The organism is Nitrospira sp. MA-1 (genome assembly GCA_032139905.1).
In the GTDB taxonomy this organism is placed as follows: domain Bacteria; phylum Nitrospirota; class Nitrospiria; order Nitrospirales; family UBA8639; genus Nitrospira_E.
In genome coordinates this window covers 606530-627907 of sequence record JAQJDB010000007.1, presented here as the reverse complement: position 1 = coordinate 627907, position 21378 = coordinate 606530, and the positions used below count along the sequence as shown (strand labels likewise).

At 51.8% G+C, this 21378-nt stretch carries 24 protein-coding genes and 1 pseudogene; 8 read left to right on the top strand and 17 right to left on the bottom strand.

The features are described 5' to 3' along the window. The first annotated feature begins 12 nt into the window (after positions 1–12). Together PJI16_15595 and PJI16_15590 are read left to right on the top strand one after the other, a co-directional pair. Positions 13–1380 carry a hypothetical protein gene (locus tag PJI16_15595; protein ID MDT3778989.1) on the top strand — a complete coding sequence of 456 codons (1368 nt, stop codon included), beginning with the start codon at positions 13–15 and terminating at the stop codon, positions 1378–1380. A 239-nt stretch (positions 1381–1619) separates the two neighbouring features. Then, entirely contained in the window at positions 1620–2741 is a 1122-nt protein-coding gene (locus PJI16_15590) for a 4Fe-4S dicluster domain-containing protein (protein ID MDT3778988.1), read from the top strand. 78 nt (positions 2742–2819) lie between these two features. Here PJI16_15590 and PJI16_15585 read toward each other — a convergent pair whose 3' ends face one another. The 10 genes and pseudogenes from PJI16_15585 to PJI16_15540 all read right to left on the bottom strand — a co-directional run bounded on the left by PJI16_15585 (position 2820) and on the right by PJI16_15540 (position 9023). Then, entirely contained in the window at positions 2820–3083 is a 264-nt protein-coding gene (locus PJI16_15585) for a type II toxin-antitoxin system RelE/ParE family toxin (protein MDT3778987.1), read from the bottom strand. Then, complete coding sequence (locus PJI16_15580; protein ID MDT3778986.1) at positions 3070–3303, bottom strand: CopG family transcriptional regulator; 234 nt, start codon at positions 3301–3303, stop codon at positions 3070–3072. Before PJI16_15580 ends, PJI16_15585 begins: the two co-directional genes overlap by 14 nt. 240 nt (positions 3304–3543) lie before the next feature. Continuing rightward, positions 3544–3831: a ferritin-like domain-containing protein gene (locus tag PJI16_15575; GenBank protein ID MDT3778985.1), complete on the bottom strand. Its 288-nt coding sequence runs from the start codon at positions 3829–3831 to the stop codon at positions 3544–3546. Between the two features lie 500 nt (positions 3832–4331). Continuing rightward, a complete protein-coding gene (locus PJI16_15570) occupies positions 4332–4808 on the bottom strand; it encodes a hypothetical protein (GenBank protein ID MDT3778984.1) in 477 nt (158 codons plus the stop codon). A 231-nt stretch (positions 4809–5039) separates the two neighbouring features. Further along, positions 5040–5342 carry a cupin domain-containing protein gene (locus PJI16_15565; protein MDT3778983.1) on the bottom strand — a complete coding sequence of 101 codons (303 nt, stop codon included), beginning with the start codon at positions 5340–5342 and terminating at the stop codon, positions 5040–5042. A 307-nt stretch (positions 5343–5649) separates the two neighbouring features. Next, positions 5650–5949 carry a type II toxin-antitoxin system RelE/ParE family toxin gene (locus tag PJI16_15560; protein MDT3778982.1) on the bottom strand — a complete coding sequence of 100 codons (300 nt, stop codon included), beginning with the start codon at positions 5947–5949 and terminating at the stop codon, positions 5650–5652. Next, on the bottom strand, positions 5946–6179 hold the full coding sequence (locus PJI16_15555) for an addiction module protein (protein ID MDT3778981.1): 234 nt from the start codon (positions 6177–6179) through the stop codon (positions 5946–5948). Before PJI16_15555 ends, PJI16_15560 begins: the two co-directional genes overlap by 4 nt. Before the next feature lie 257 nt (positions 6180–6436). Then, positions 6437–6541: pseudogene (locus PJI16_15550) on the bottom strand (type 1 glutamine amidotransferase domain-containing protein). Positions 6542–6655: 114 nt separating this feature from the next. Further along, positions 6656–7804, bottom strand: coding sequence for a hypothetical protein (locus PJI16_15545; GenBank protein MDT3778980.1), 1149 nt, complete (start codon positions 7802–7804; stop codon positions 6656–6658). Positions 7805–8000: 196 nt separating this feature from the next. Further along, the gene (locus PJI16_15540) at positions 8001–9023 is read right to left on the bottom strand and encodes a hypothetical protein (protein ID MDT3778979.1); all 1023 of its coding nucleotides are present in this window, start codon (positions 9021–9023) and stop codon (positions 8001–8003) included. 213 nt (positions 9024–9236) lie between these two features. Here PJI16_15540 and PJI16_15535 point away from each other — a divergent pair, with 213 nt between their 5' ends. From PJI16_15535 to PJI16_15525, 3 genes are all read left to right on the top strand, one after another. Beyond that, positions 9237–9497 carry a hypothetical protein gene (locus PJI16_15535; protein MDT3778978.1) on the top strand — a complete coding sequence of 87 codons (261 nt, stop codon included), beginning with the start codon at positions 9237–9239 and terminating at the stop codon, positions 9495–9497. A gap of 220 nt (positions 9498–9717) precedes the next feature. Further along, positions 9718–10554, top strand: coding sequence for an FAD/NAD(P)-binding protein (locus tag PJI16_15530; GenBank protein MDT3778977.1), 837 nt, complete (start codon positions 9718–9720; stop codon positions 10552–10554). Positions 10555–10689: 135 nt separating this feature from the next. Continuing rightward, positions 10690–11529: a hypothetical protein gene (locus PJI16_15525; protein MDT3778976.1), complete on the top strand. Its 840-nt coding sequence runs from the start codon at positions 10690–10692 to the stop codon at positions 11527–11529. Here PJI16_15525 and PJI16_15520 read toward each other — a convergent pair. Further along, entirely contained in the window at positions 11474–11869 is a 396-nt protein-coding gene (locus tag PJI16_15520) for a hypothetical protein (GenBank protein MDT3778975.1), read from the bottom strand. The genes PJI16_15525 and PJI16_15520 overlap by 56 nt on opposite strands. Between PJI16_15520 and PJI16_15515 the strand changes: the two genes are divergently transcribed. Then, entirely contained in the window at positions 11868–12821 is a 954-nt protein-coding gene (locus PJI16_15515) for a transposase (GenBank protein MDT3778974.1), read from the top strand. The genes PJI16_15520 and PJI16_15515 overlap by 2 nt on opposite strands. A gap of 100 nt (positions 12822–12921) precedes the next feature. Further along, on the top strand, positions 12922–14247 hold the full coding sequence (locus PJI16_15510) for a Ni/Fe hydrogenase subunit alpha (protein MDT3778973.1): 1326 nt from the start codon (positions 12922–12924) through the stop codon (positions 14245–14247). 91 nt (positions 14248–14338) lie between these two features. On the opposite strand, the gene PJI16_15505 is transcribed toward PJI16_15510, so the two are convergent. Then, positions 14339–15013, bottom strand: a complete 675-nt coding sequence (locus PJI16_15505; GenBank protein MDT3778972.1) for a hypothetical protein — start codon at positions 15011–15013, stop codon at positions 14339–14341. Between the two features lie 276 nt (positions 15014–15289). Between PJI16_15505 and PJI16_15500 the strand changes: the two genes are divergently transcribed. Beyond that, positions 15290–15472: a hypothetical protein gene (locus tag PJI16_15500; GenBank protein MDT3778971.1), complete on the top strand. Its 183-nt coding sequence runs from the start codon at positions 15290–15292 to the stop codon at positions 15470–15472. 93 nt (positions 15473–15565) lie between these two features. On the opposite strand, the gene PJI16_15495 is transcribed toward PJI16_15500, so the two are convergent. The 5 genes from PJI16_15495 to PJI16_15475 form a co-directional block, all read right to left on the bottom strand. Further along, complete coding sequence (locus PJI16_15495; GenBank protein ID MDT3778970.1) at positions 15566–16432, bottom strand: universal stress protein; 867 nt, start codon at positions 16430–16432, stop codon at positions 15566–15568. 111 nt (positions 16433–16543) lie between these two features. After that, complete coding sequence (locus PJI16_15490; protein ID MDT3778969.1) at positions 16544–18175, bottom strand: NAD(P)-binding protein; 1632 nt, start codon at positions 18173–18175, stop codon at positions 16544–16546. Continuing rightward, a complete protein-coding gene (locus PJI16_15485; protein ID MDT3778968.1) occupies positions 18175–19170 on the bottom strand; it encodes a thiamine pyrophosphate-dependent enzyme in 996 nt (331 codons plus the stop codon). Before PJI16_15485 ends, PJI16_15490 begins: the two co-directional genes overlap by 1 nt. Before the next feature lie 20 nt (positions 19171–19190). Further along, the gene (gene porA, locus PJI16_15480; GenBank protein MDT3778967.1) at positions 19191–20444 is read right to left on the bottom strand and encodes a pyruvate ferredoxin oxidoreductase; all 1254 of its coding nucleotides are present in this window, start codon (positions 20442–20444) and stop codon (positions 19191–19193) included. Positions 20445–20470: 26 nt separating this feature from the next. Continuing rightward, positions 20471–21043: a 2-oxoacid:acceptor oxidoreductase family protein gene (locus PJI16_15475; protein ID MDT3778966.1), complete on the bottom strand. Its 573-nt coding sequence runs from the start codon at positions 21041–21043 to the stop codon at positions 20471–20473. Positions 21044–21378 lie beyond the last annotated feature (335 nt).

Below are 21378 nucleotides of genomic sequence, written 5' to 3'. Positions count from 1 at the left end.
GAACCTGTGACGATGGCAGACCATCACTCTCACCCTATTGCCGGATCGGAAGAAGGCCTTCGAAGTCTGTTAACCCGATTGGAGCATCAATCGCTCCAACCGGACTTTCAGATACAGCGACAACTGGCCCTCAGCCACGCCCTTCAGCCCTATTTCCATCCACTCATGGTTCCTCCCTTGGCTCCTTTGCCGGAAGAAGAGGACCTGGCCAAGTGGTACCTCTATGCTGATTATTTCCCGACTGACGGCCATGCTTCTCTCATCGAGCAAGTGCGAGACCTGGTGACGGAACATGTCCCGCAAGAGGAACGGGTCTGGCTGGATTCCTTGCGACATTCCTACATGGATCTGCTCGAGGTGCAAGAGATGGCTTACGGAAAGCAGGGGACTCAGACCCGTCTGCAATCGTTGGGAGATAAACAGATATTTGATGTTCTCCCCCACGCGACACCGGTTCCATACAAAATTGGACAGATCCTGCTCACCAGGCTCCTTCGGGGATTGGCCGACATACGTTTACCTGGTCCCCCACTCGTTTTTTCGGCCAGCATGGGAAAAGCCGTCTTTAAATTGACCAATGAGAGAAGACAGGAAATCGAGATTGGCACAGGTAATTTCGCCCTTTCAGAATGGGCAGAATTTGCCAAGAGCTACGGGTATGAAATGATGTGGAGTGTCGCCAAGGTGCGACGAGGAGCCTGGACAGTCGTCGACTCACAGATGGACTATCGAAATACCCAAGGCGAAACCTTTCTCTATGCCATCGCTCTGTATGAACACCAGGACTTCCGCGCACTGGCTGACGGGCTTCGTGGCTTTGATCAATTCACTCCCATGCAGGAAAACGCCGGCAAGCCGGTGCCATCCGCTTCAGGGTCCGACACCTTAACGTGGGTATGGCTCCCGCCACAGAACCCATCCGGTGACACAGAATCCCCTGTCGCCCGCCTCACCTTGACGCCCACACAATTATGTGTGGAAACCGATGCTCCAGACCGGCTGAATATCGTCAAGCATCAACTGGCGGCAATATTTGGCTTCTCACTCCACTTCCTGGGGGAGACCATTGCCTCCCCTCAGCATCGGACTCCTGAAGTTGATCTCTTATCAGACACCTATATCCTTCCGCCCACCATTGTCTCCCAAGAAGAAGAGCAACAGATCCTCGCGTCGTTGCTTGAAACCGTCTATTTGGATTGGGCCGAAACACCTTCCCCGCTTTTGAAAGGACAAAGCCCCCGGCATTTCTGCTCTGCGCAACAGGACACGAAAGAGGTTGCGGCCATCATCGACCAAATGGAACAACATGATCCGGGTCGGCGACGCACTGGCCAACCCGCATACGATTACAACATCCTCCGGGGTTACATTGGACTGTAAGTTAAAGGGAGTGTTGAAAAAGGCCGCCAGCGGCGTTTTCGCCATTTGGCCGTGCTCACGTACTTCTCCATACGCTCCGCTCGCCCAAGTGGCTGCGGCCTTCCCTGCGAGAAGCCTCATGACAGGAGTAGACGGGCATTTTTGAAAACTCGATAACGGTTCTCTGGGAGCCTCGGTCCCTCATAGGTTGAGGAAACGGAAAAAATTTTAAATATTCAACAGTAATTTAAAAGGCAATCATGGCTACCGAATCTTTTGAACCTTCTCCGCCAGCGCTCCTACTCCGCAAGGATTTTTCACAACTGATTCAGGTTCTCCAGAACCTTGGCTATCGGATCCTGGGTCCGGTCCTTTCTAACGGCGCGATTCAATGGGACGAAATTACCCGGGAAGAAGACCTCCCGATCGGATGGAAGGACCAGCAACATCCAGGAAACTATCGACTGGAACCAGACCCCAGCGCCCGGTATTTCAATATCGTTCACGGCCCACAGTCTCTCAAGCCGCTGGTGTTTTCGCCACGAGAAACCCTGTTAGTCCTGGACCGCAACGAAAAAACGTTTTCTGCCAAAGAGATCATTCCTGACATACCACGAACCGCCGTGCTGGGAGTGAGGGCATGCGATCTCGCAGGACTCGGGATTCAAGATCAGATTTTTTTGAAAGGTCCCTATCCTGATCCCTACTATCAACAGCGACGGAACAATCTTTTCCTCATCGCCGTCAACTGCACAAGGGCACTGGAGACATGCTTTTGCGCCTCAATGGGCACGGGGCCAAAAGCCCGAGGAGGGTACGATCTCAGCCTGACGGAGGCCGATGAAGACTTTGCAATTCAAGCAGGAAGTATCGTTGGACTGGAAGTATTGGATCAACTGGCTTGCGCCGTGGCATCTCAAGCCCGGATTCAGCAGGACGATGAACGGATAGCCGCCTGCGCAGCCAGTCAAACGCGGACCATTCCGCATGCTTCGCTACCACATAGTTTATATGAGGCCCACGATCACTCCAGATGGGACGAGGTGGCCGCACGATGCCTCGCCTGCACCAACTGTACGATGGTCTGCCCTACTTGCTTTTGTCATGGGGTGGAAGAAACTCCAACTCTGGACCACCAACAGTCGGAACATGCTCGGGTCTGGGATTCGTGTTTCACCTCGGATCACGGATACATTCATGGGAAAAACTTCCGGCCCACCACCAAAGACCGGTATCGCATGTGGCTGACTCACAAATTAGGGTCATGGATCGACCAATTCGGCATGTCGGGGTGCGTCGGATGCGGACGCTGTATGACCTGGTGCCCGGTGGGCATCGACCTTACCGAAGAAGTCCACGCCCTCTGCCAGCAACCCTCGTAACCAGTTGCGCACTGGCGAAACAAACGAGATTGACGTGAGCCGATTGCGCTTTCCAATTGATTCGAGACGAAGCAAAATTCACTTGTCCTGATAGACCTCTCGTCTATGCCGCACTTTGATCACGATAACCACGAGCTCCTCGTCCCGGATCTCATAAATAATTCGATATATTCCTTGGCGAACTCGAAATTTTTCCTGTCCCGACAATTTCTCACTACCGACCGGGCATGGGTGATCCGCTAAACCTTCAATACGCTTGAGAATACGAGAAACATCGTTGTTAGGGGTGGAACGAAAATCTTTGGTGACCGACTTTTTGAATGTCAGCCTATAACTGGCCATGAGCCTTGAGATCATTCAGCAGTTCTTCATAACTGAGAGTAGGCTCCCCAGCCCGCTGCTGGAACGCGGCCAGGTCTTCCTGGTCCTCCGCGAGAGCTGCTCGCACAGCATCATTGACGATGTCAGATACGGATCGGTGAGTATGCGCGGCCTTTAGTCTTAGAGCCGCATGGAGATTCTCATCAAAGTAGACTGTCGACCGTTTAGAACTTGTCCCCATGGAATTTCACCTCCTTATGATACTGGCATGATGGCGCTTTAGCGTCATAACACCAAAACGCCTACAAAATCATGGAGGTTCTATCCCAAAAACTTCCATGGTTTCAATGTTGAAAAGGCCACCAACTGGTATCCGGTAGGCATTGACCTCACCGAGGAAGTCCATGCCCTCTGCCAGCCACCCGAATAACCCCAAATGCAGTGAATCCTGACTTAGATCGGTCCAATCGACATTGCCTGGCTACTTGTGTGCGATGGGTTTCTCTGTAAACAGAAAGTCCTTCAAATGCTTGGAGAATGTAGGGTCCTTGCGGCGAACCCATTCCAACACCATCGCAGCATGCTCCTTTTCCTCGTCTCGATTGTGCTGAAGAATGGCTTTGAGGTCTGCATCATTGCAGGCATCCGCGCGCTGGTTATACCAATCAACGGCCTCTAGCTCTTCCATCAACGAGACAATCGCTCTGTGCATGTCGCGTGTTTCATCGGACAATTCCTCAATGGGTTCGTGATAGCCGACACTCGCCATAGTCTTCTCCTATGTTGTGTAAAGTGAATGAATACTGCATGGGGCTGTTGAAAAATGCCGCCAGCGGCGTTCTCGCCATTTTTCCGTGCTCACGTACTAGAAGTACGCTCTGCGCGCAAAAATGATTGCGGCCTTGCTGGACAACTTTTTTGAACAGCCCCGAGGCCTCATATGCAACGTGCCTGTGGGTTAATATGCCCTTGAAAATTATTATTCAACACTCCCTGCGTACGAAACCTCTAACCGAAATAAGCCATCGGAATCGGGACTTGAACCTACGTCCAATGATGTGAATTCCAGGCACCAGAATTTGTGAGAGGACCATGATTTCTCAATTATCACAGATTGATCATGCAGCCTTCAGGATGGCTACGTTCCATCCAACGTAATCAACACCAATGAATTCAGAAAGAATCCCCAATTTGAAATACGATATCCCATGTGCTTCTCCATCCACATTTAAATTTCCCCGGTACCCTAACAAATCGGTGATCGCCTCCTCAGGCCTTTGCGGACTTGCCGATTTGCACTTCCAGTGAACACACTCCACCCGGGCACCCGGATGCAGGTTTGCCTCGCAGAGTGACATCAAGATTAGGAGGAACACTGAAGGTCCTGACAACTTCCTGAACTGTCAGAGGCGAATCCCGGTTCCATGGGAGCAAGGAAAGCCCGCGTGCCAGCAGACAGTACCCGGTGAAACACAGGATCAATGTACCAATAGCCGGAACCCAATAAAGGAATCGAAGTGGCGGCAGATACAGCACGACGAGGAGAAGCAGATACGCGAGACGAAGTTGCGCTGGAAAAGACGAGGCATTTTCTTCGCGTGCAAAAAAAACCAAGGCTTGAATGGTTGAGATGAGAATAGCTAGAAAGAAGTAAGTCGGGTCAACGAGCAGGCCGGCCAGTAAGCAACAGGCGAGGCACAACCAGATCCACCAGGTGTAGTCGGACAAACGGATAAATCGCATCATGGATCGTAAATCGTTCGTAACGGATTGTTTGCAAAACCTTCGATATCACCATTTAGAAATTGAACGAACACATTCTGATTCGGTTAGGCATTAATCACATTGTCATCCTGAGCCAACGGCGAAGGATCTGTGCCCAGCAGGACGACTTCGCCGCCCAGGACGTATGATTTTCATCTATCGTTCACCATTCAGCAGACGGAATCTGACCGACGACACTCAAGCTTTATGCTTTCAATCATACCCATACAACCATGTGGTCGTCGCATGATGAATATTTTTTACCGAATGACAGGCTTCTTTCGGAATGAATACCTCATCTCCGGGTTCCGCGATAATCTCTTCGCCCTCAATGGTCATTCGCAATTTCCCTTCAACAACGGTGACCAGCTCGTTGGTCGAATGAACGAAATCATTCCACTCCCGACCGGGAGGATCAACAAACAGATCGCACGAATACCCCCGATGACTCCATGACTGAAAAACCTCTTGGCGATTCAGAGGAATAGCAAATTTCTTAGGTATGACATATTGCATGGGATTTCCCTCCGAGCAGGGTGACAAGGTAACCGGCGCGAGACCACCGCAACGAGTGTTGCGTACAATGGAATGCCCTCTCAGGCACTTTTCGAAGTACCGCTATCAGGAATTCAGCAACGGCACCGCCGGATGCCGGGTTCTGCCCTGTGATAAGCCTGGCATCTTCAAGAGCAAATGAAGCCTACGGCTTGTCCTCCTTCTGATAAACCGCAACGCTTTGAAATGAAAATTGCCAATGATAATCACGCCTTCCCATTTAATCTTTCCTTAACTTCGGGAGGCATTATACGTGCTCGGTCGCTTGTTAGGCTGGTGGGATTCTTCGCTTCCAGTATCCCGGCTCGCGGCTACAATGCATGACAGCCACAATGAGGATAGACTCCGGTTCTATGGTAAACAGAACCCCATAGGGGAAGACATGGGTGAGACAACGTCGGACATCCTCATCGAGGATCCTATACCGTTCTGGAGATTCGATAATTCGTCGGATGGCATCCTCAACAGTGTCGAGGAATTTCAGAGCAAGCGTCGGATCACGCTCGGCGTAGTAAAGAGCTGCCTCCCGATATTCCTCCAGAGCTTCCGGGTGGAAATCCCATTTCATCGGCGAACGTCGTCTCGCACCCTCTGAAGAGCTTCGTCTCCAGGGATCGGCGCGACGTGCCCGCTTCGTACTTCATCGCGCCTGCGTGTTGCCTCTGCAACCCACAGGCGATCAATCTGCCCTAGTTCATCGGCATCTAAGCTTTCCACAAGAAGGTCCGCTAACCGCGCCCGCGATTCCGTCGGTAGACTCATGGCCTGCTCGGCCAATTGTTCCCAAGTTATAGCCATGACCGAAGAATACCCCAATACGTATGAAGCCAACAAGTCACAGACGTTGGCCGGGATCATGCTAACATGTGGCTACAATGCCCGATTGATGGCGACTGCGCGGAGTGGTCGCGAAGGAGGAGAGTGAGCAACCACTGGTGATCACAGCTTGATACGGATCACGTTTTCCGTTTAATAGAAAGGGACAGGCTATTTTCTTGCCTCCAAAGTCTCCCTTTGGGGCTTGACAAAATCCACTTCATGGCGCGACCCTTCGACTTTTTGACGAAATGAATCGCCTCACCCAACCACAACCCTGTCCCTCGATTCAAGTTCGGATATTTTTCAACGCTGGTCAGAACGACGGGTATTTTTTTGCTTATGATGTCAAACCAAGCCTACTTACCAAGTTGAGTATGCCCTAACGAGTTTGCTCATTTGGAACTCGAAGTTTTTAAATAAAAGAAGCCGCTACAGAGAGAATTCCCACTTTACTTTCAACTTCTTGTGACCTCAACCTTGCCCATTAATGAACGCTTCCTAAGGTAGGCAGGGAATAGCACAGCCACAAATGCATGGAATTTGTTTTGAATTAATTCTATCTCCTCCCTAACCTTTGCGATTTCCGCAGGAGACAGGCGTCCAGTCTGAACCAGATCGAGCACGTGGTAGGCAACAATAAAATGGGCATCTACCTCTTCTACAATAATTTCTCCTGGGTTTTCTGCCCCAATTTCAAGAGCTTCATTGAATTTCTTCTGGTCGTAATGGAAGGAGGATTCGTTCCGAATTTTTTCCAAGATTCCCTTGGTCCTTCGACAAGAAAAAATTGTCCGGCGAAATTCTTCATAGGATTGCGAGACCTCACTATCAAGTTCTGATATAGCAACCGCAAACGATGAAGTATTTTGTCCCTTCTCAAAGATCTCATTCCAAACATTGTGCAAGAATCCGAGCCTTAGCCTATACAGAAAAAATTGACTCCTTTCCTGTTTAGTCAGTGTAATTTCATCATTTCCTAACGATGCGCTTTTACTCTCCAATAAATATTTCAATCGCTCAAAATTTGAAAGATCTTCATTAGCTGTTAGTACCATGAGGACATATCTAGATAAATTATCAGTATGTGGAAATAGATCCTTAATTTTGAATTTCCATAATTCATCTTTCTCATAACTTGGGTATTCTCCCTCAACATCTATTTTTGTTTTCGTGGGGGACTGATAATACTCCGTAGAGGGTACCCGGTTCGGATTTTTAGCGAAAAAATCATTAAGCAGAAACCATCCAACCTTAGCGAACACCACAAGCCAACAGGCAAAAATGACCATACCTTTGAATTTTAAGTTCGTGTCATCAGAGGTGACTTCGCGTTGGAATGTACCTTCCGCCCATGTGGCGAACACGGCGAAAGGCAGAAAAAAGTAGGCCAAAAACGCCCAACCCGACACTATCATGATGGGGTAAAAGAGCATCTTCTTGTAGAATGCCATGCGCATCCCAGCAAGTGTGAATTCAGATTTCTTAAGTTTGTCCTCGAATTTCTCCAACCATTGAAGAAGGCGGATTAAAGGGGAAGACAAGATTGCAATCAGAATCGACAAGCTGAGAGATACGTTCACATCAGACAACCACTCACCAAGCATTATTGCACCTTCCCAAGAACGAAAAATATATTTATCTTTTATTGTTTCCGTCGTTGTTTGCTCTCCAGACTCCTGCCAGGTTGACTTTGGACGGCTACTTTTGCTGGGGCATCGTAGACGCTTCTCAGTAGGTTAATGCTTGGCATCAGGGGCTGACGCGGAGGGCCATCCACTACCTGCCTTTTAGACAATCGAATTATCGCGCCATTCCAAGCACCGCATCGACGGCACCGCCGCAGCCCAATACCGGATAACCATCACGTACGTTGAGAATGTTGAGGTATGCCTTTAAGGCAAACTTGTCACCTTCTCTACGATGAAGTGCGTACCTAATGCCATCCGTCACGATGAGCCGATTGCACCGCTCGCGGCCAGGACGAAGTGCATATTCCAGGGCTTGCCCAAGAGGGGAGAAAACGGATTTACCGAGAAGTTTTGCCTCGACCACGCATGTAAGAGTCGATTCAGTTGATGGCATACCATTGAAAAGTGCGACATCGACATAGTTCCACTGGACAGCTGCTGTTTGCTGAGACCAGCCAAGTGATAGAAGGAAGGGGACAACCAGATAGCAGACTGTTTCCTGCTCCGAAGGTCTGCCCTCAGGCCGCTTTGTCTCGTTCCAATACCAAGAGGCGACTCGCTGGAGCGATGAGAAAGTCGCCAAAAGCTTGTCCACATGTTCACTGGGCAGTCCCTCGATAAATAGACGTCGGGCCAGTTCGACCGGGTCAAGTTCAGTCCCGGCGGCTGGAACATGGGCAAGAGCACGATTGCGATCATGCTCTGCAATGGCAAGACTTTCAACCCAGGTCCTGACCGCCTCGACATTCACTGCAGCAAATGTCCTGACCTGACCACCTAGTGTTCTTGGTGGAAAGACCCTTTTGGTGTTTGGGAACCACCTCACGCGCCGGACGTGCTGCAAGTCCCAACCATCCACGTCAGCAAAAGCTTTAAGCCATTCCGCTTTATCATCAACAATCTCACCAACAGCAAGAATGTCTCCAGTTCCGAGCCGGAGGAGAACGATGTCACCACTGAGGGCTTCTCGACAGAATCTTCTGATGTGGCCAAGGTGCGCATAGCATGCCTTCTCGTATTCTCCAAGCTCACCGGGACCTGCAAGCATCACGTCATACTTAATGCAGATGTCCCCATAGGATCGATCAGTATCGCCAGCTCCAACTTGCCAGAGTGTTTTCCCAGTCAGGTCCATGCGCACCCCTTGGCGTTCAAAATTGATTTTTTACATTTCTTCCATCAACGCTGGCAGTGTATGAATTTAGGATATGAAGAGCAAGCCACCATGATACGTAATGCCTTGAAAGCCAAATTCCAGTGTAGGATTTTTTTGGGTTATTATAGATAGAATCGATTGAACGTAAACATTCGTTGTTCAATCCGTCATGAAGTCAAACTCAGCAAGGAGATGCCCACCAAGGACAAGGGTGCAATCAGCTCAATTGATCGGGAAACCTTTGCCTTTTGCCATCACATTGACCTCCCCATTGGCTTTGAATTTGCTTTAGCAACAATAGAATCTCCAATCATCATATTTTTGAGGAAAAAGGCTACACCGAATTTTGAGTTTATTGAAAGATATGCAACACCAGGGAAGATCAGAGAAATTTATTTTGTTAAGATAAGCCATTCTTTGAATGAGATTCCCGATGAACGATATCTGGAATAGCAAATACTTCTGTCATCCCCGCAGGTAGTTAGCGGGGATCCATCCGAAACGAAAACAAGATAGATGCCCGATTACAAACCTCGGGCATGACGGAAGGGGGATAGGTTCCCGATAAAAGATGCCGGGAATGACACGGCCTAAAATGACAAAAACCCAGACCAGATAAATCCCCCTTAGTTCTCCTTTTTCAAAGGGTTATTCAAGAGGGCTAAAGTCAGCTATGACACACAACCCCTACCTTATCCATCCGGCTGTCATCGTGGACAAGAAACAGGAGTCCACGGATATCGTGACGTTTCGCCTGCAACTCACCGACCCTACTCATCGGGAGTTGTTCCGGTTTGAGGCGGGGCAGTTCAACATGCTCTATGTGTTTGGTGTGGGCGAGGTGGCCATTTCAATTGTGTCGGACCCTGGCGAGCCGGAATTTCTGGATCACACCATTCGTGTGGTGGGACGGATCACGCAGGTACTGGGCGTGATGCAAATAGGTGAGAGCGTGGGCGTTCGTGGGCCCTTTGGAATTGGATGGCCCATGAAGGAAGCGCAAGGAAAGGATGTGCTCATCGTCACCGGGGGGTTGGGTTGCGCCCCGGTGGTGGGCGCCATTGAATATATGTTCCGCAGGCGAGAGGAGTACGGCACCATGACCATTCTCCACGGGGTGAAAACCCCACACGACTTGCTCTACCGGGAACGCTTCGATGCCTGGCGCCACCAACCCCGCACACAGGTCCTATTGACCAGCGATGAACCCGGCAAGACCTGGCATAGCCATGTGGGTGTGGTGACCGAATTGTTTGACCAACTACGGTTGGACCCGGACAATACGCTGGTCATGATGTGCGGACCGGAAATCATGATGCGAATTGCCTGTAATACCTTAACTCATCAAGGTCTTCGCCCCGACGCCATGTATGTGTCGTTGGAACGGCATATGGAATGCGGCATCGGACTTTGCGGGCATTGTCAGCTCGGGCCGTTTTTCCTGTGCAAGGACGGGCCCGTGATGCGCTTGGACCGGGTGGTGCCGTTTTTTGGGAAAGTGGGTGTGTAAACAGAGCATGAAGGAATGATCCGTAAAAATTTGGTTCCCGATACAAGACGACACAAATGACCTGGAAAATGAAAATATTCCCCTAGCTCCTTATTCAAAGGGAACATTTTGAGTAAGGAGAAGCTGGCAATTACCATGAAGGAAACAACCGCCGCCACTCAGAATTTTTCAACCAGGCCTCGCCCACGGATTGCGGTGGTGAAATTTGCCTCTTGTGACGGATGCCAGTTAAGCATCCTGAATATGGAGGACGATCTACTGGCTTTGGGAGAGGCCCTCGACATTGCCTATTTCCCTGAAGCCTCCAGCAAGATGCAGCCTGGCCCGTATGATATTACCTTTGTGGAAGGCTCCATTACCTGCCCTGAAGATCTTTCTCGAGTGCTCGATCTCCGTCAGCAGACAACGACCTTGATCACCATTGGCGCCTGTGCAACCTCCGGCGGCATTCAGGCTCTTCGGAACTGGGGTGATGTGGAGGCCTTCAAGCAAGCCGTGTACCCCAACCCCGAATACATCCACAGCCTCAGCACCTCGACTCCTATCTCCGAACACGTCAAGGTGGACTATGAATTGTGGGGATGCCCTATCGATAAGCAACAACTCCTTCGAGTCCTCACCGATTTACTGAGAGGCGTCACACCCAGCATTCCCACACATAGTGTCTGTCTGGACTGTAAACGCCAGGGCCATGTCTGCGTCCTGGTTGCGAAGGGACTACCCTGTCTTGGACCGGTGACACGTACCGGATGCGGGGCCATCTGCCCCGCTATGGGTCGGGAATGTTATGGATGTTTTGGCCCGGCCGAGCAAGATTCAGTGATTCCCGGAGTGCCCCCAAATACCCGATCCCTTGCCAACCAATTCCATGAACATCTCCAACTCATTCCCGTGGAAATAGTTCGCCGATTTCGAGGAATCAACGGATCGGTTCAGCCTTTCCGGCAGGAAAGCGATGCATGGGAAACCCGATAGGGAATGTTGAAACGGGCCACCAGCGGCGTTCTCCTTGTTCGTAGGACTCGACGTACTGGTGAGTGCGCCTCGTCCTCCTCACTGCGTGCGGCCATTCCTTCGGTTCGCTTGTATGGTGTTTTGCAGCGCATTCTTGAGAAGCTACGAGGAGCCGGGGTGGAGGGACATCGGCTAGCATCTGCCGCACGGCGGACAGACTTCCTGAGAACTCTCCCACCCACACCACAAACGTCGATGAGGAATCTCGCGGCAGGGACCCTGACCGCCGATTTACCCGCAAGCTCACGTTGGTGTGTGCCACCCCAGCATCGTTCACGTACTTTTTGGAGGGTACCATCATGCACACCTGTCTGAATGTCGGCGTGGATGTGGCCAAAGATGCCGTCATGGTTGCCTGCGCCGAGTCATGCTTCCCGGTCCAGAGTGTTCCCAATCAGCGTGGCTCGTTGCGGGCTTGGCTCAAATCGCTGCCGGCAGGCAGCCGCATTGGCTTGGAATCCACCGGCGCCTATCACGAATTGCTGGCGGACCTCGCGCAGGCCTACGGTCATACCGTCTTCCTGCTTAATCCCTTGGATACTCGGCACTATGCCAAGGCCATGGGCACCCGCGCCAAAACCGACTGGGTGGATGCGGAGTTGATCGCCAGACTCATCGCGCAAGAGCACACGCGCTTGCGGGCCTACACGCCCCCCACGGCGAACCAACGCAAGCTCGATCGGCTCATTCGACGGCGCGCCACGATCGTCCGCCTCAAAGGCACGCTCAAGCAGACGATGCGCCATCTGAGTGGCTTTGCCCACGAACTCAAGGCGGTGATGGGCAAAATGGATGCCTTGCTCGCCAAGATTGATGCGACCATGGCCGCGCTGGCGGCCTGTTCGCCCCACCATCAGGAGGCGCAACAACGGTTGCAAACCATTGTGGGCGTCGGGCCCTTGGTGGGCATCAGCTTGACCAATACGTTGGAGCGCGTGCCGTTCCGCAAGGCGGATGCGTTCGTCGCCTTCATTGGCTTGGATCCGCGGGCGAATGACTCGGGACACAAAACCGGGCGCCGACGGTTGTCCAAACGCGGCCCCGCCGAGTTGCGCCGCTTGCTGTTTAACGCCGCGATGTCGGCCATCAAAACCACAGTCTGGAAACCCATCTACGAGTCTTACCGCACTCAAGGTTGGAGCACGACGGCCTCTTTGGTCATTATCGCTCGCAAAATCGCCCGTGCGGCTTGGTCTATTCATCATTACCGTACAACATTTCATCCAGAGCGGATCACACAATGCTTGACATAAACCATAGAATCTCAGGACGGGACTGGATGGATTATTTTTCATCATTCCCGGAGGATAGTATGTTTCCTGATTTTTCTCATTAAAAATCGAAGGTAGACACATGAACGATCCTCTAACAAACCCGGATAAATCCAGAACCATTAAAATCGACATGATGGCCAGGGTAGAAGGGGAAGGGGCCCTTCACATCACCGTCCAGGATGGTCAGGTCCGGGATGTTCAACTCCGGATTTTTGAACCTCCACGATTTTTTGAAGCCTTCCTCCAGGGACGTCACGTCACCGAAGTGCCCGATATCGTGGCCCGTATTTGCGGCATCTGTCCGGTGGCTTATCAAATGAGTGCGGTCCATGCCATGGAACAAATCTTCGATGTGGTAATGCCCCAAAGCCTTCGCGATTTACGTCGACTCCTGTATTGCGGGGAATGGATCGAAAGTCATGTTCTGCACATTTATATGCTCCAGGGTCCGGATTTCTTAGGATTCGACAGCGGGCTTGAGATGGCTCGCTCACATCCCGAACTTGTGAAGCGAGGGCTTCGAATGAAGAAGGCGGGCAATGATCTGTTAACGCTGTTGGGGGGACGATCGGTGCATCCGGTTTCGGTAAAGATTGGCGGATTCTCTCAAGTGCCGACCAGGAGTGCCCTGCATGCGCTGAAAGACGAATTCCTGTGGGCCAGAGATGCCGCTGCGGAAACCCTCCGATGGGTGAGCGGGTTTGAATTTCAAGATCCCGAACAGGCCTATACCTTCCTCGCCCTTCGGGGGCCTTCTGAATATCCGATGAATGAAGGCGACGTCGTCACCAATCGAGGACACCGCATGGCCGCATCGGAGTTTGAACACCATTTTCATGAAGAACAGGTGCCCTATTCCAATGCCCTCCACTGCACATTGAATGGACAATCTTTTCTCACAGGGCCGTTAGCCCGGCTCGCTCTCAACCAGGACCAGCTCTCGTTGTTGGCCAAAGACGTCTTACAGAGCACGGGATTAGTTCTCCCGTTCAACCGCGCGTCCATGGGTATCGTGGCACGATCGGTTGAAGTGTTCTATGCGTTTGACGAAGCCCTTCGCCTCATTGACCAGTATGAACAGCCAGGTGCTTCAGCCGTTCCGGTGATACTCCGGGCAGGAATTGGTATGGCCGCCACCGAAGCCCCAAGAGGACTGCTGTATCATCGCTATGAGGTCAATGCTGATGGAACCATTCGCATCGCCAAGATCGTGCCACCGACCTCCCAAAATCAGCGGCGCATGGAGGACGATCTTCGAAAACTGTTACCAGACATTCTCCATCTCAACGATCAGGAAACGGCGATGAAATGCGAACAACTGATTCGCAGTTATGATCCCTGCATCTCCTGCGCCACACATTTTTTAACGTTGACGAAAGAAGATCTACCTATAACGATGCCATAAATCACACCGGGAATTACGATAGAGAAACCGGGCAGGAAACCATAATCAACCATTATGCCGGAGCAACTGCGAGAAGACTGAAAGGCAGGCCTTACGGAAGGGTCGCCAAATGGTGGCCGGTCAGGCCAAAGTACGCTTCATCGACCGTCCCCACAGGAGAGACATGCATCAGAAAAGGGGTACGCCAGTCTCCATCGCGTACATCATACTCGCTGGGAACCAATACACGCTGAAAGTGGTTATTGTAAGCAGCTAAAATCTTGAGTTGAAGTCCCCCAACGGCTCCGATGAATCCTCCTTCCGTGATCGTTCCAGTAAGGGCTCGACCCTCAAGGAGATGATCTCCTTTGATCATGGATACCACACTCAGACCCACCATGGCCGAAAGACTCTCCCCATAGATCGTCTGACCGGAATAGGGAAATTTCAAGAGGACAGTCCAGGAATCAGACGGTAGATTGGCGGCGGCCAGCGCCCGGGTGATGGCTGCATGAATCGACTGACGAGCAAACAAGGAAAATTTTCCTGGTTCGGTATGGAATTGGATTTGAAGGCCGTTGCGATCCTGGCGTTCATACACATCAATTACCACTTGGCTTACCATGCCTACCGGCCTGAATTGTTTGTTGACAGATGTCCCAAGGATTGGAATGATTAAATGAGATATCTGCTGAACAGACGGACTGGCTCCTAGACTGGTGGCAAACACCAAACTTATGGTTACGGCCAATCCAAGTAGCCTGAAGATCCCCTTTCTGTCAGTCACATTGCCCATCTTTAGATATCCCTCAATGAAAGAGGGAACTTACCTCCCTTGATATCATTATACCGAACGGCAATTTTTTTGTCGCCTGTCGGCTTATGAGGGCCTAGATGGCTCCACTCCTCATAAGGCCCCCTTTATTCCTTACCAAACGTCTTCGAATTTTTGCCTGAAATGTCCCATACATTATGTCAAAGAACTCAGTAACCCCTAGTTCCAGCAACAGATTTGTCTGGAATGTGTCTTGAATAGGCAAAAGTTCGGCATGACATCAAAGCGATGCCCACTGTTATCACTGACCAGGGTGCCAGGTCGACTTATTCGGGGAGCGCAGGCCGGCAAGGCCGGACATTCGAACACAAAAAATTTAATGAACGGATCCAGGAGGAGGTGCGCCTGCAAATGAAAGAAGCCTTACTGACAGGGGCTGGGACACCAGAAGATCAGATAGAGAAAAACTAATACTCCTAACGCAACGGCACCAATAAGAAACCAAGTTTTATTCATAGGCCATGGGGAAAAGATAGTTTATCCAGATTTGTCCTTTAGACCGGGTTATTCGCGTACAAACAAGATTGAAGACTCTGTGTGATGCACAACGGAATGAGAGACGCTCCCCAAAAGAAATCGACTCACCCCCGATCGGCTATGCGTTCGCATCAGGATGACATCAGCCGCTTGCTTGGTCGCTTCTTCAATGATCGTCTGTGAGGGTGCCCCGACGACGACGACCCCTTGGGCGTCATGTCCCAGCTGCTTTAATTCCCTGCTGAGATCATTCGTGAATTTCTCTCCATGGGCGATCATCTCATTTCGAAATTCCGAAGAAATCATCGCCCCCACAGGCCAGATCGGTTCTGAAAATGGAATCACATGCAGAACAATCGCAGAGATCGGGACCCGAAAGGGCTTCTTTTTCATGAATCGCACGACCGCTTCACCGTCCTCCTGGCTTTCAACGGGGATGCACACCTGTTGGATCTTGCGAACGGGCCTCTTAATGATCAAGGTCGAACACGGCGCGTGGGTCATGACCCGATGCGAGACACTCCCGAACATCTGTTCTCGTATCTGACCGATTCCCCTGGCGCCCAGCACCACCAGGTCAACGTTCTGCTCTTCCGCCAGGGTAAGAATCACCTCGGCGGGCTTACCGGTTTCCAGTCGTTTTTTCACGGGTCCCGGATTTAAAGGCAGGAGGGACACCGCTTGGTCGATAGCGCGTTCGCCTTCTTCCCTCATCGCTTTATCCACCGCCATCGACAAATCTTTCGCCACACCCGCACCCATGGCCGGATAGGGAATTCCCGGCACATTCACCACATACAAGACCATCAAGCTTTCTGCCGGACTGAGGGCTTCAAACACTCGTGTGGCATCTACGGATTGATCCGATCCATCAATGCCCAATAGGTATTTCATAGGTACATCTCCCGGGTGTGACACATTTTTTGTGCCGTATGTGTTGATGCCAAATGACTCATTGTACTTTTTCCAACGACCGCCTCTGCCGTGCGCACGATTTTCTTGTTCCTATCTGACTTCTTTGACCATATCGATAGCGCCGCAGGGACATTCCTCCGCACACACCCCGCAGCCTTTACAATAGTCATAATTCACTTCATATCGTTGACCAGGTCCCAGTTTGATAATGGCGTTGTCCGGACACACGCCATAGCAGGTATCGCACTCAAAGCAATTCCCGCAAGAGAGACATCGCCGGGATTCGAGCAACGCCGTGTCCCTATCCAATCCACCCACCACCTCATCAAAGCCGGCCCGACGCCTGGCCAAATCCAGGTAGGGCTGCCGACTTTTGTCCGCATCGGTGTAATACCAGGTATTGAGTCGATCATACGTGGCAACGGCATTGGGCGGGGATTTCCGGTACTCCCCCCCACGGAGATAGGCATCAATATGCCGTGCCGCTTTTTTCCCATGACCGGTGGCCACCGTCACCGTGCGCTCTGCAGGAACCATATCCCCTCCGGCAAACACTCCCGCACGGCCGGTCATCATCGAGGCATCAACTTGGATCACGCCATCGGACGAAATATCCAATCCCGGCACTTTCTCTAAAAACCCGGTATCCACTTCCTGCCCCACCGCCAGAATAACCGTGTCAGCTTCCAAGGTCTCAATCCGGCCCGTGGATTGAGGGTGCCCCTGCTCATCCAGCGTCATTTCTTCCACGGTCAATGTCGTATCATTCACCTGTCTGATGGTGTTCAGCCATCGTGTCACCACACCCTCCTCCAACGCTTCTTCCACTTCAAAGTCATGGGCGGGCATATGCCTGCGATCACGCCGATAAATCAGGATGGTTTCCTCCGCACCTAGTCGTTTGGCCGTTCGCGCAGCATCAATGGCCGTATCACCTCCACCATAGACGACGACCCGCCGACCGATCTTGGGAATAGCCTCACCATCCATTCCCTTGAGAAATCCCAAGGCATCGATCATCCGGCCGGCATCCCGACCGGGAATATCAACTCGCTTACTCAGATGAGCGCCAATGGCCAGAAACACGGCATCGAATCCCCCTTCTTGAATGGTCGTCTCTAAATCCTCAACCTTGTGATTCAGATGGACTGAGACGCCCATGGCGACAATTCTGGCAATTTCAGCATCAACGATCGTGCGAGGGAGACGGTATTGTGGAATCCCGAATCGCATCATGCCTCCCGATTTCGGACCGGCTTCAATCACCGTGACCGCATGACCCAGACGGACGAGATGATAGGCTGCAGATAGCCCACTGGGTCCCGCGCCGACGACCAGAACCCGCTTTCCGGTGGGCACTCCCGCCTCCACCTGCCACCCCTGCTCAATCGCGTAATCGCCTAAAAACCGCTCAACGGCATGAATGCTCACGGGCTCATCGAGTTGGCCCCGATTGCAAGCCGTTTCACACGGGTGATAACACACGCGACCATGAATCGCCGGGAAGGGATTATCTTCCATAATTTTTCGCCAGGCCTGTTCGTATTTCCCTTCCTCCGCCTCATACAACCAGCCTTGAATATTTTCGCCAGCCGGGCAACCCTGATTGCAGGGCGGAAGGTGATCAACATAGATCGGCCTCATCGTCCGCCAGTTGCCAGTATGATTAGCCAGACTTGAAGCAGGGTCCAATGTAATGGCGAAGGGCTTCTGTTCCATCATCATGCCTCCGAAGGAATCAACTGATACCGATCAATATTCGCATCCGCCATCGCTTGAATCGCTTCGAGCGCACCTTTATCCCGTGGATGAAAGAGATGTCTGAAGCGACCTTGAAGTTCGAGGTATTGTTCGACAGAAACTTTTTTCCGGATCGGCGTTCGATCAGTCACTTCGCCCCCTTCGGCTTCAAACAAAGGAAACAGGCCGCTTTCCACTGCCAGGCGGGCAACCTTGATCGTATGCGCAGGATCCGATTTCCAACCAAGCGGGCAGGGAACATGGATATGAATATACCGTGCGCCCCTGATGCTCATGGCCTTGGTCACTTTGGCTTCCAGATCATGGAGATCGGCCACGGAGGCTGTGGCCACATAGGGAATACCGTGAGCCATTGCAATTCGTGGAAGATTTTTTCCAATGCCCATGGGATTGCCGGGGTCTGTTCCCACGGCCTGCGTGGTATTGGTCCAGGCTCGTGGCGGGGTAGACCCCGAACGCTGAACTCCCGTGTTCATGTAGGCCTCATTGTCGTAACAAACATACAACACGTCATCATTGCGTTCGAACATCCCGGACAAACACCCGAACCCGATATCAACCGTCGCGCCATCTCCGCCCTGCGCAATGACACGAATATCCGTTCTGCCCTTGGCCCGGAGGGCTGCCGCCACACCGCTCGCCACCGCGGGGGCATTCCCGAACAACGAATGCAGCCAGGGAATCTGCCAGGCACTTTCCGGATAGGGACTGGAGAAGACTTCCAAACAGCCGGTGGCATTCACCGCGACCATCTGCTGATGTGTGGCACGCATCACCGCATCAAGCGCATAACGGGCACCCAGTGCTTCCCCGCACCCCTGACAGGCACGATGACCCGAATTGAGTGAATTGGTTCGATCCATCCCGGCTTGCACCGTGCGATCGGATTCATCCAATAACCGGTTGCCAACCGTGAAGGTCCCTGTTTGATAAAATTTCACACGTTGATAAGACATAGCGGCCTCACCATTAAAAATTAAATGGGCGATGCGCCGGGAGCGCCGATTTCTCGGAGAATATTTTCCGCGGTGGATCCCGAACGCCGCTGCGCCTGTTGCCTGGTCAATTCCCCATTAATGGCGTCCCAATTCAGATCGAGGAAATGAGGTTCCTCCAAACCTTCCAGGCAGGCTTGCTTCACGGTATCAATGACCGAGGCTTGAGGAATCGGCCGACCTCCAAGTCCGGCGATGACTGTATCCACGATGATCGGTAGCCCCTGAAGCGCCATCTTCACATCGCTGGACACAATGCCGCCCTTTCCTACCGCCAGGTCTTTTTCAATGACAATTATCCGCTTGGCATCCTCGACGACGTGACGGAGCGCATGGGAGGGAAAGGGACGAAAGGCACGGAGCGCAATTGAACCCACCGGCCATCCTTCTTTCCGCAAATCATCCACCGCATCTTTTATGGTTCCGTTCACCGATCCCAGTGCAAGCAGAATCGTTTCCGCCTCATCGGTGTGATAAGTCTTCAACAGCCCACCAGAGCGACGTTGGAAGATATCCTGAAAAGTCTGAGAGAGTCGTGGAATCACCTCTAACGCTCGAAGATGTTTGTCATGCGCGAGGTACCGAACCTCCGCAAAGGCTTCCGGCCCGACCATCGCGCCTATGGACACAGGGTCCTGCGGGTCTAACACTTGAACCGGTTCAAACGGGGGGAGGTAGGCATCCACCTGCTCTTGCGTAGGGAGATCCACCACCTCATACGCATGGGTGAGAATATAACCATCCATGCAGACCATCACCGGACAACTCAGTTCCTCCGCGAGGCGAAACGCTTGAATGTGAAGGTCGACAGCTTCTTGATTATCTTCCGCAAACAATTGAATCCAGCCGGCATCTCGCATGGCCATGCTGTCTGAATGATCGTTCCAGATATTAATAGGGGCACCAATAGCGCGATTGGCTATCGTCATGACAATGGGAAGTCCCAGGCCCGCCGCGTTATAGACCGCTTCGGCCATAAACAAGAGTCCCTGACTGGTCGTCGCGGTATAGGTTCGCGCACCCATCGCCGAGGCGCCGATCAGCACGCTTAACGCGCCAAACTCTGATTCAACATTCAGAAATTGGCAATTGCCGATTTCTCCCGCTTTGACCTTGAGCGAAAGCGTTTCGACAATATGGGTTTGGGGAGAAATCGGATAACAAGCCATCACTTCCGGCCGACAGAGGGCGACAGCGTGGGCCACGGCTTGAGATCCTTCAATGTGTTGTTTCATGGTCTTCTGTTGATTCCCCGATTGAATTAGACCGTGGCCAGATTGGCCGCAACATAGGCATAGACCTCTTCCGCCACTGCCGCATTCAATTTTCCAATCGTTCCAGGAAACTTCCCTGTAATCGCCTGCTTCACGGAGGCTTGAGTGACTTCCCCCGTCAGGGCCGCATAGCCGGCTACCATCCCGATATTGGCAAACGGTCGTCCCAGATGCTTCAGAGCCAGATCGGATGCAGGGAGCGTATGCATCTGCACTCCGGGATGTTGGGTAACAAAGTCAGTGAGATGAAGCACATCCACATGTCGTGTGGAATTAATCAGAACGAAGGCTGTTGCAGCTAATCCGGCAAAGACATCCACCTGATGCAGCAGAGTGGAGTCCTGGATGAGCAAGACATCCGGATGATAGACCGGCTCCCGACTGCGTATCGGTTGAGAATCGATCCGGCAGAATGCCGTGACCGGGGCACCGGTCCGTTCAGATCCAAAACTGGGAAAGGCCTGCGCCTCTTTCCCATCCCGGAATGCCGTTAATGCCAGCAGCTCGGCAGCCGTCACCACGCCTTGCCCTCCTCTGCCATGAATACGGATTTGGATCATTCGTCCCTCATCAATTCACCTGAATAGGTTTATGTCGTTCACTCACTCTTGATGTATTTGGCAAGAGATATGCCTTATTTGATGAGAGATGGAAATGTTAGATTCAACCAGCAAAACCTCAGTAATCTTGAGCAGACCAGGATCCATGAGCCGGATTTTTGTGGAAAAGAGGTACAGTCAAAATCGTGGGTGATGTAGAAAAATGCCCCAGTCAAGTTCCTAAGTGAAATCGACTCGTGAAAGCAGCAAGACAGATGTCCACAGAAATCGGATCAACAAGTTATTGGACAAATAAGGAGGCCCCCGTTGTCATTTCTACCATCCTTCTCAAAAAA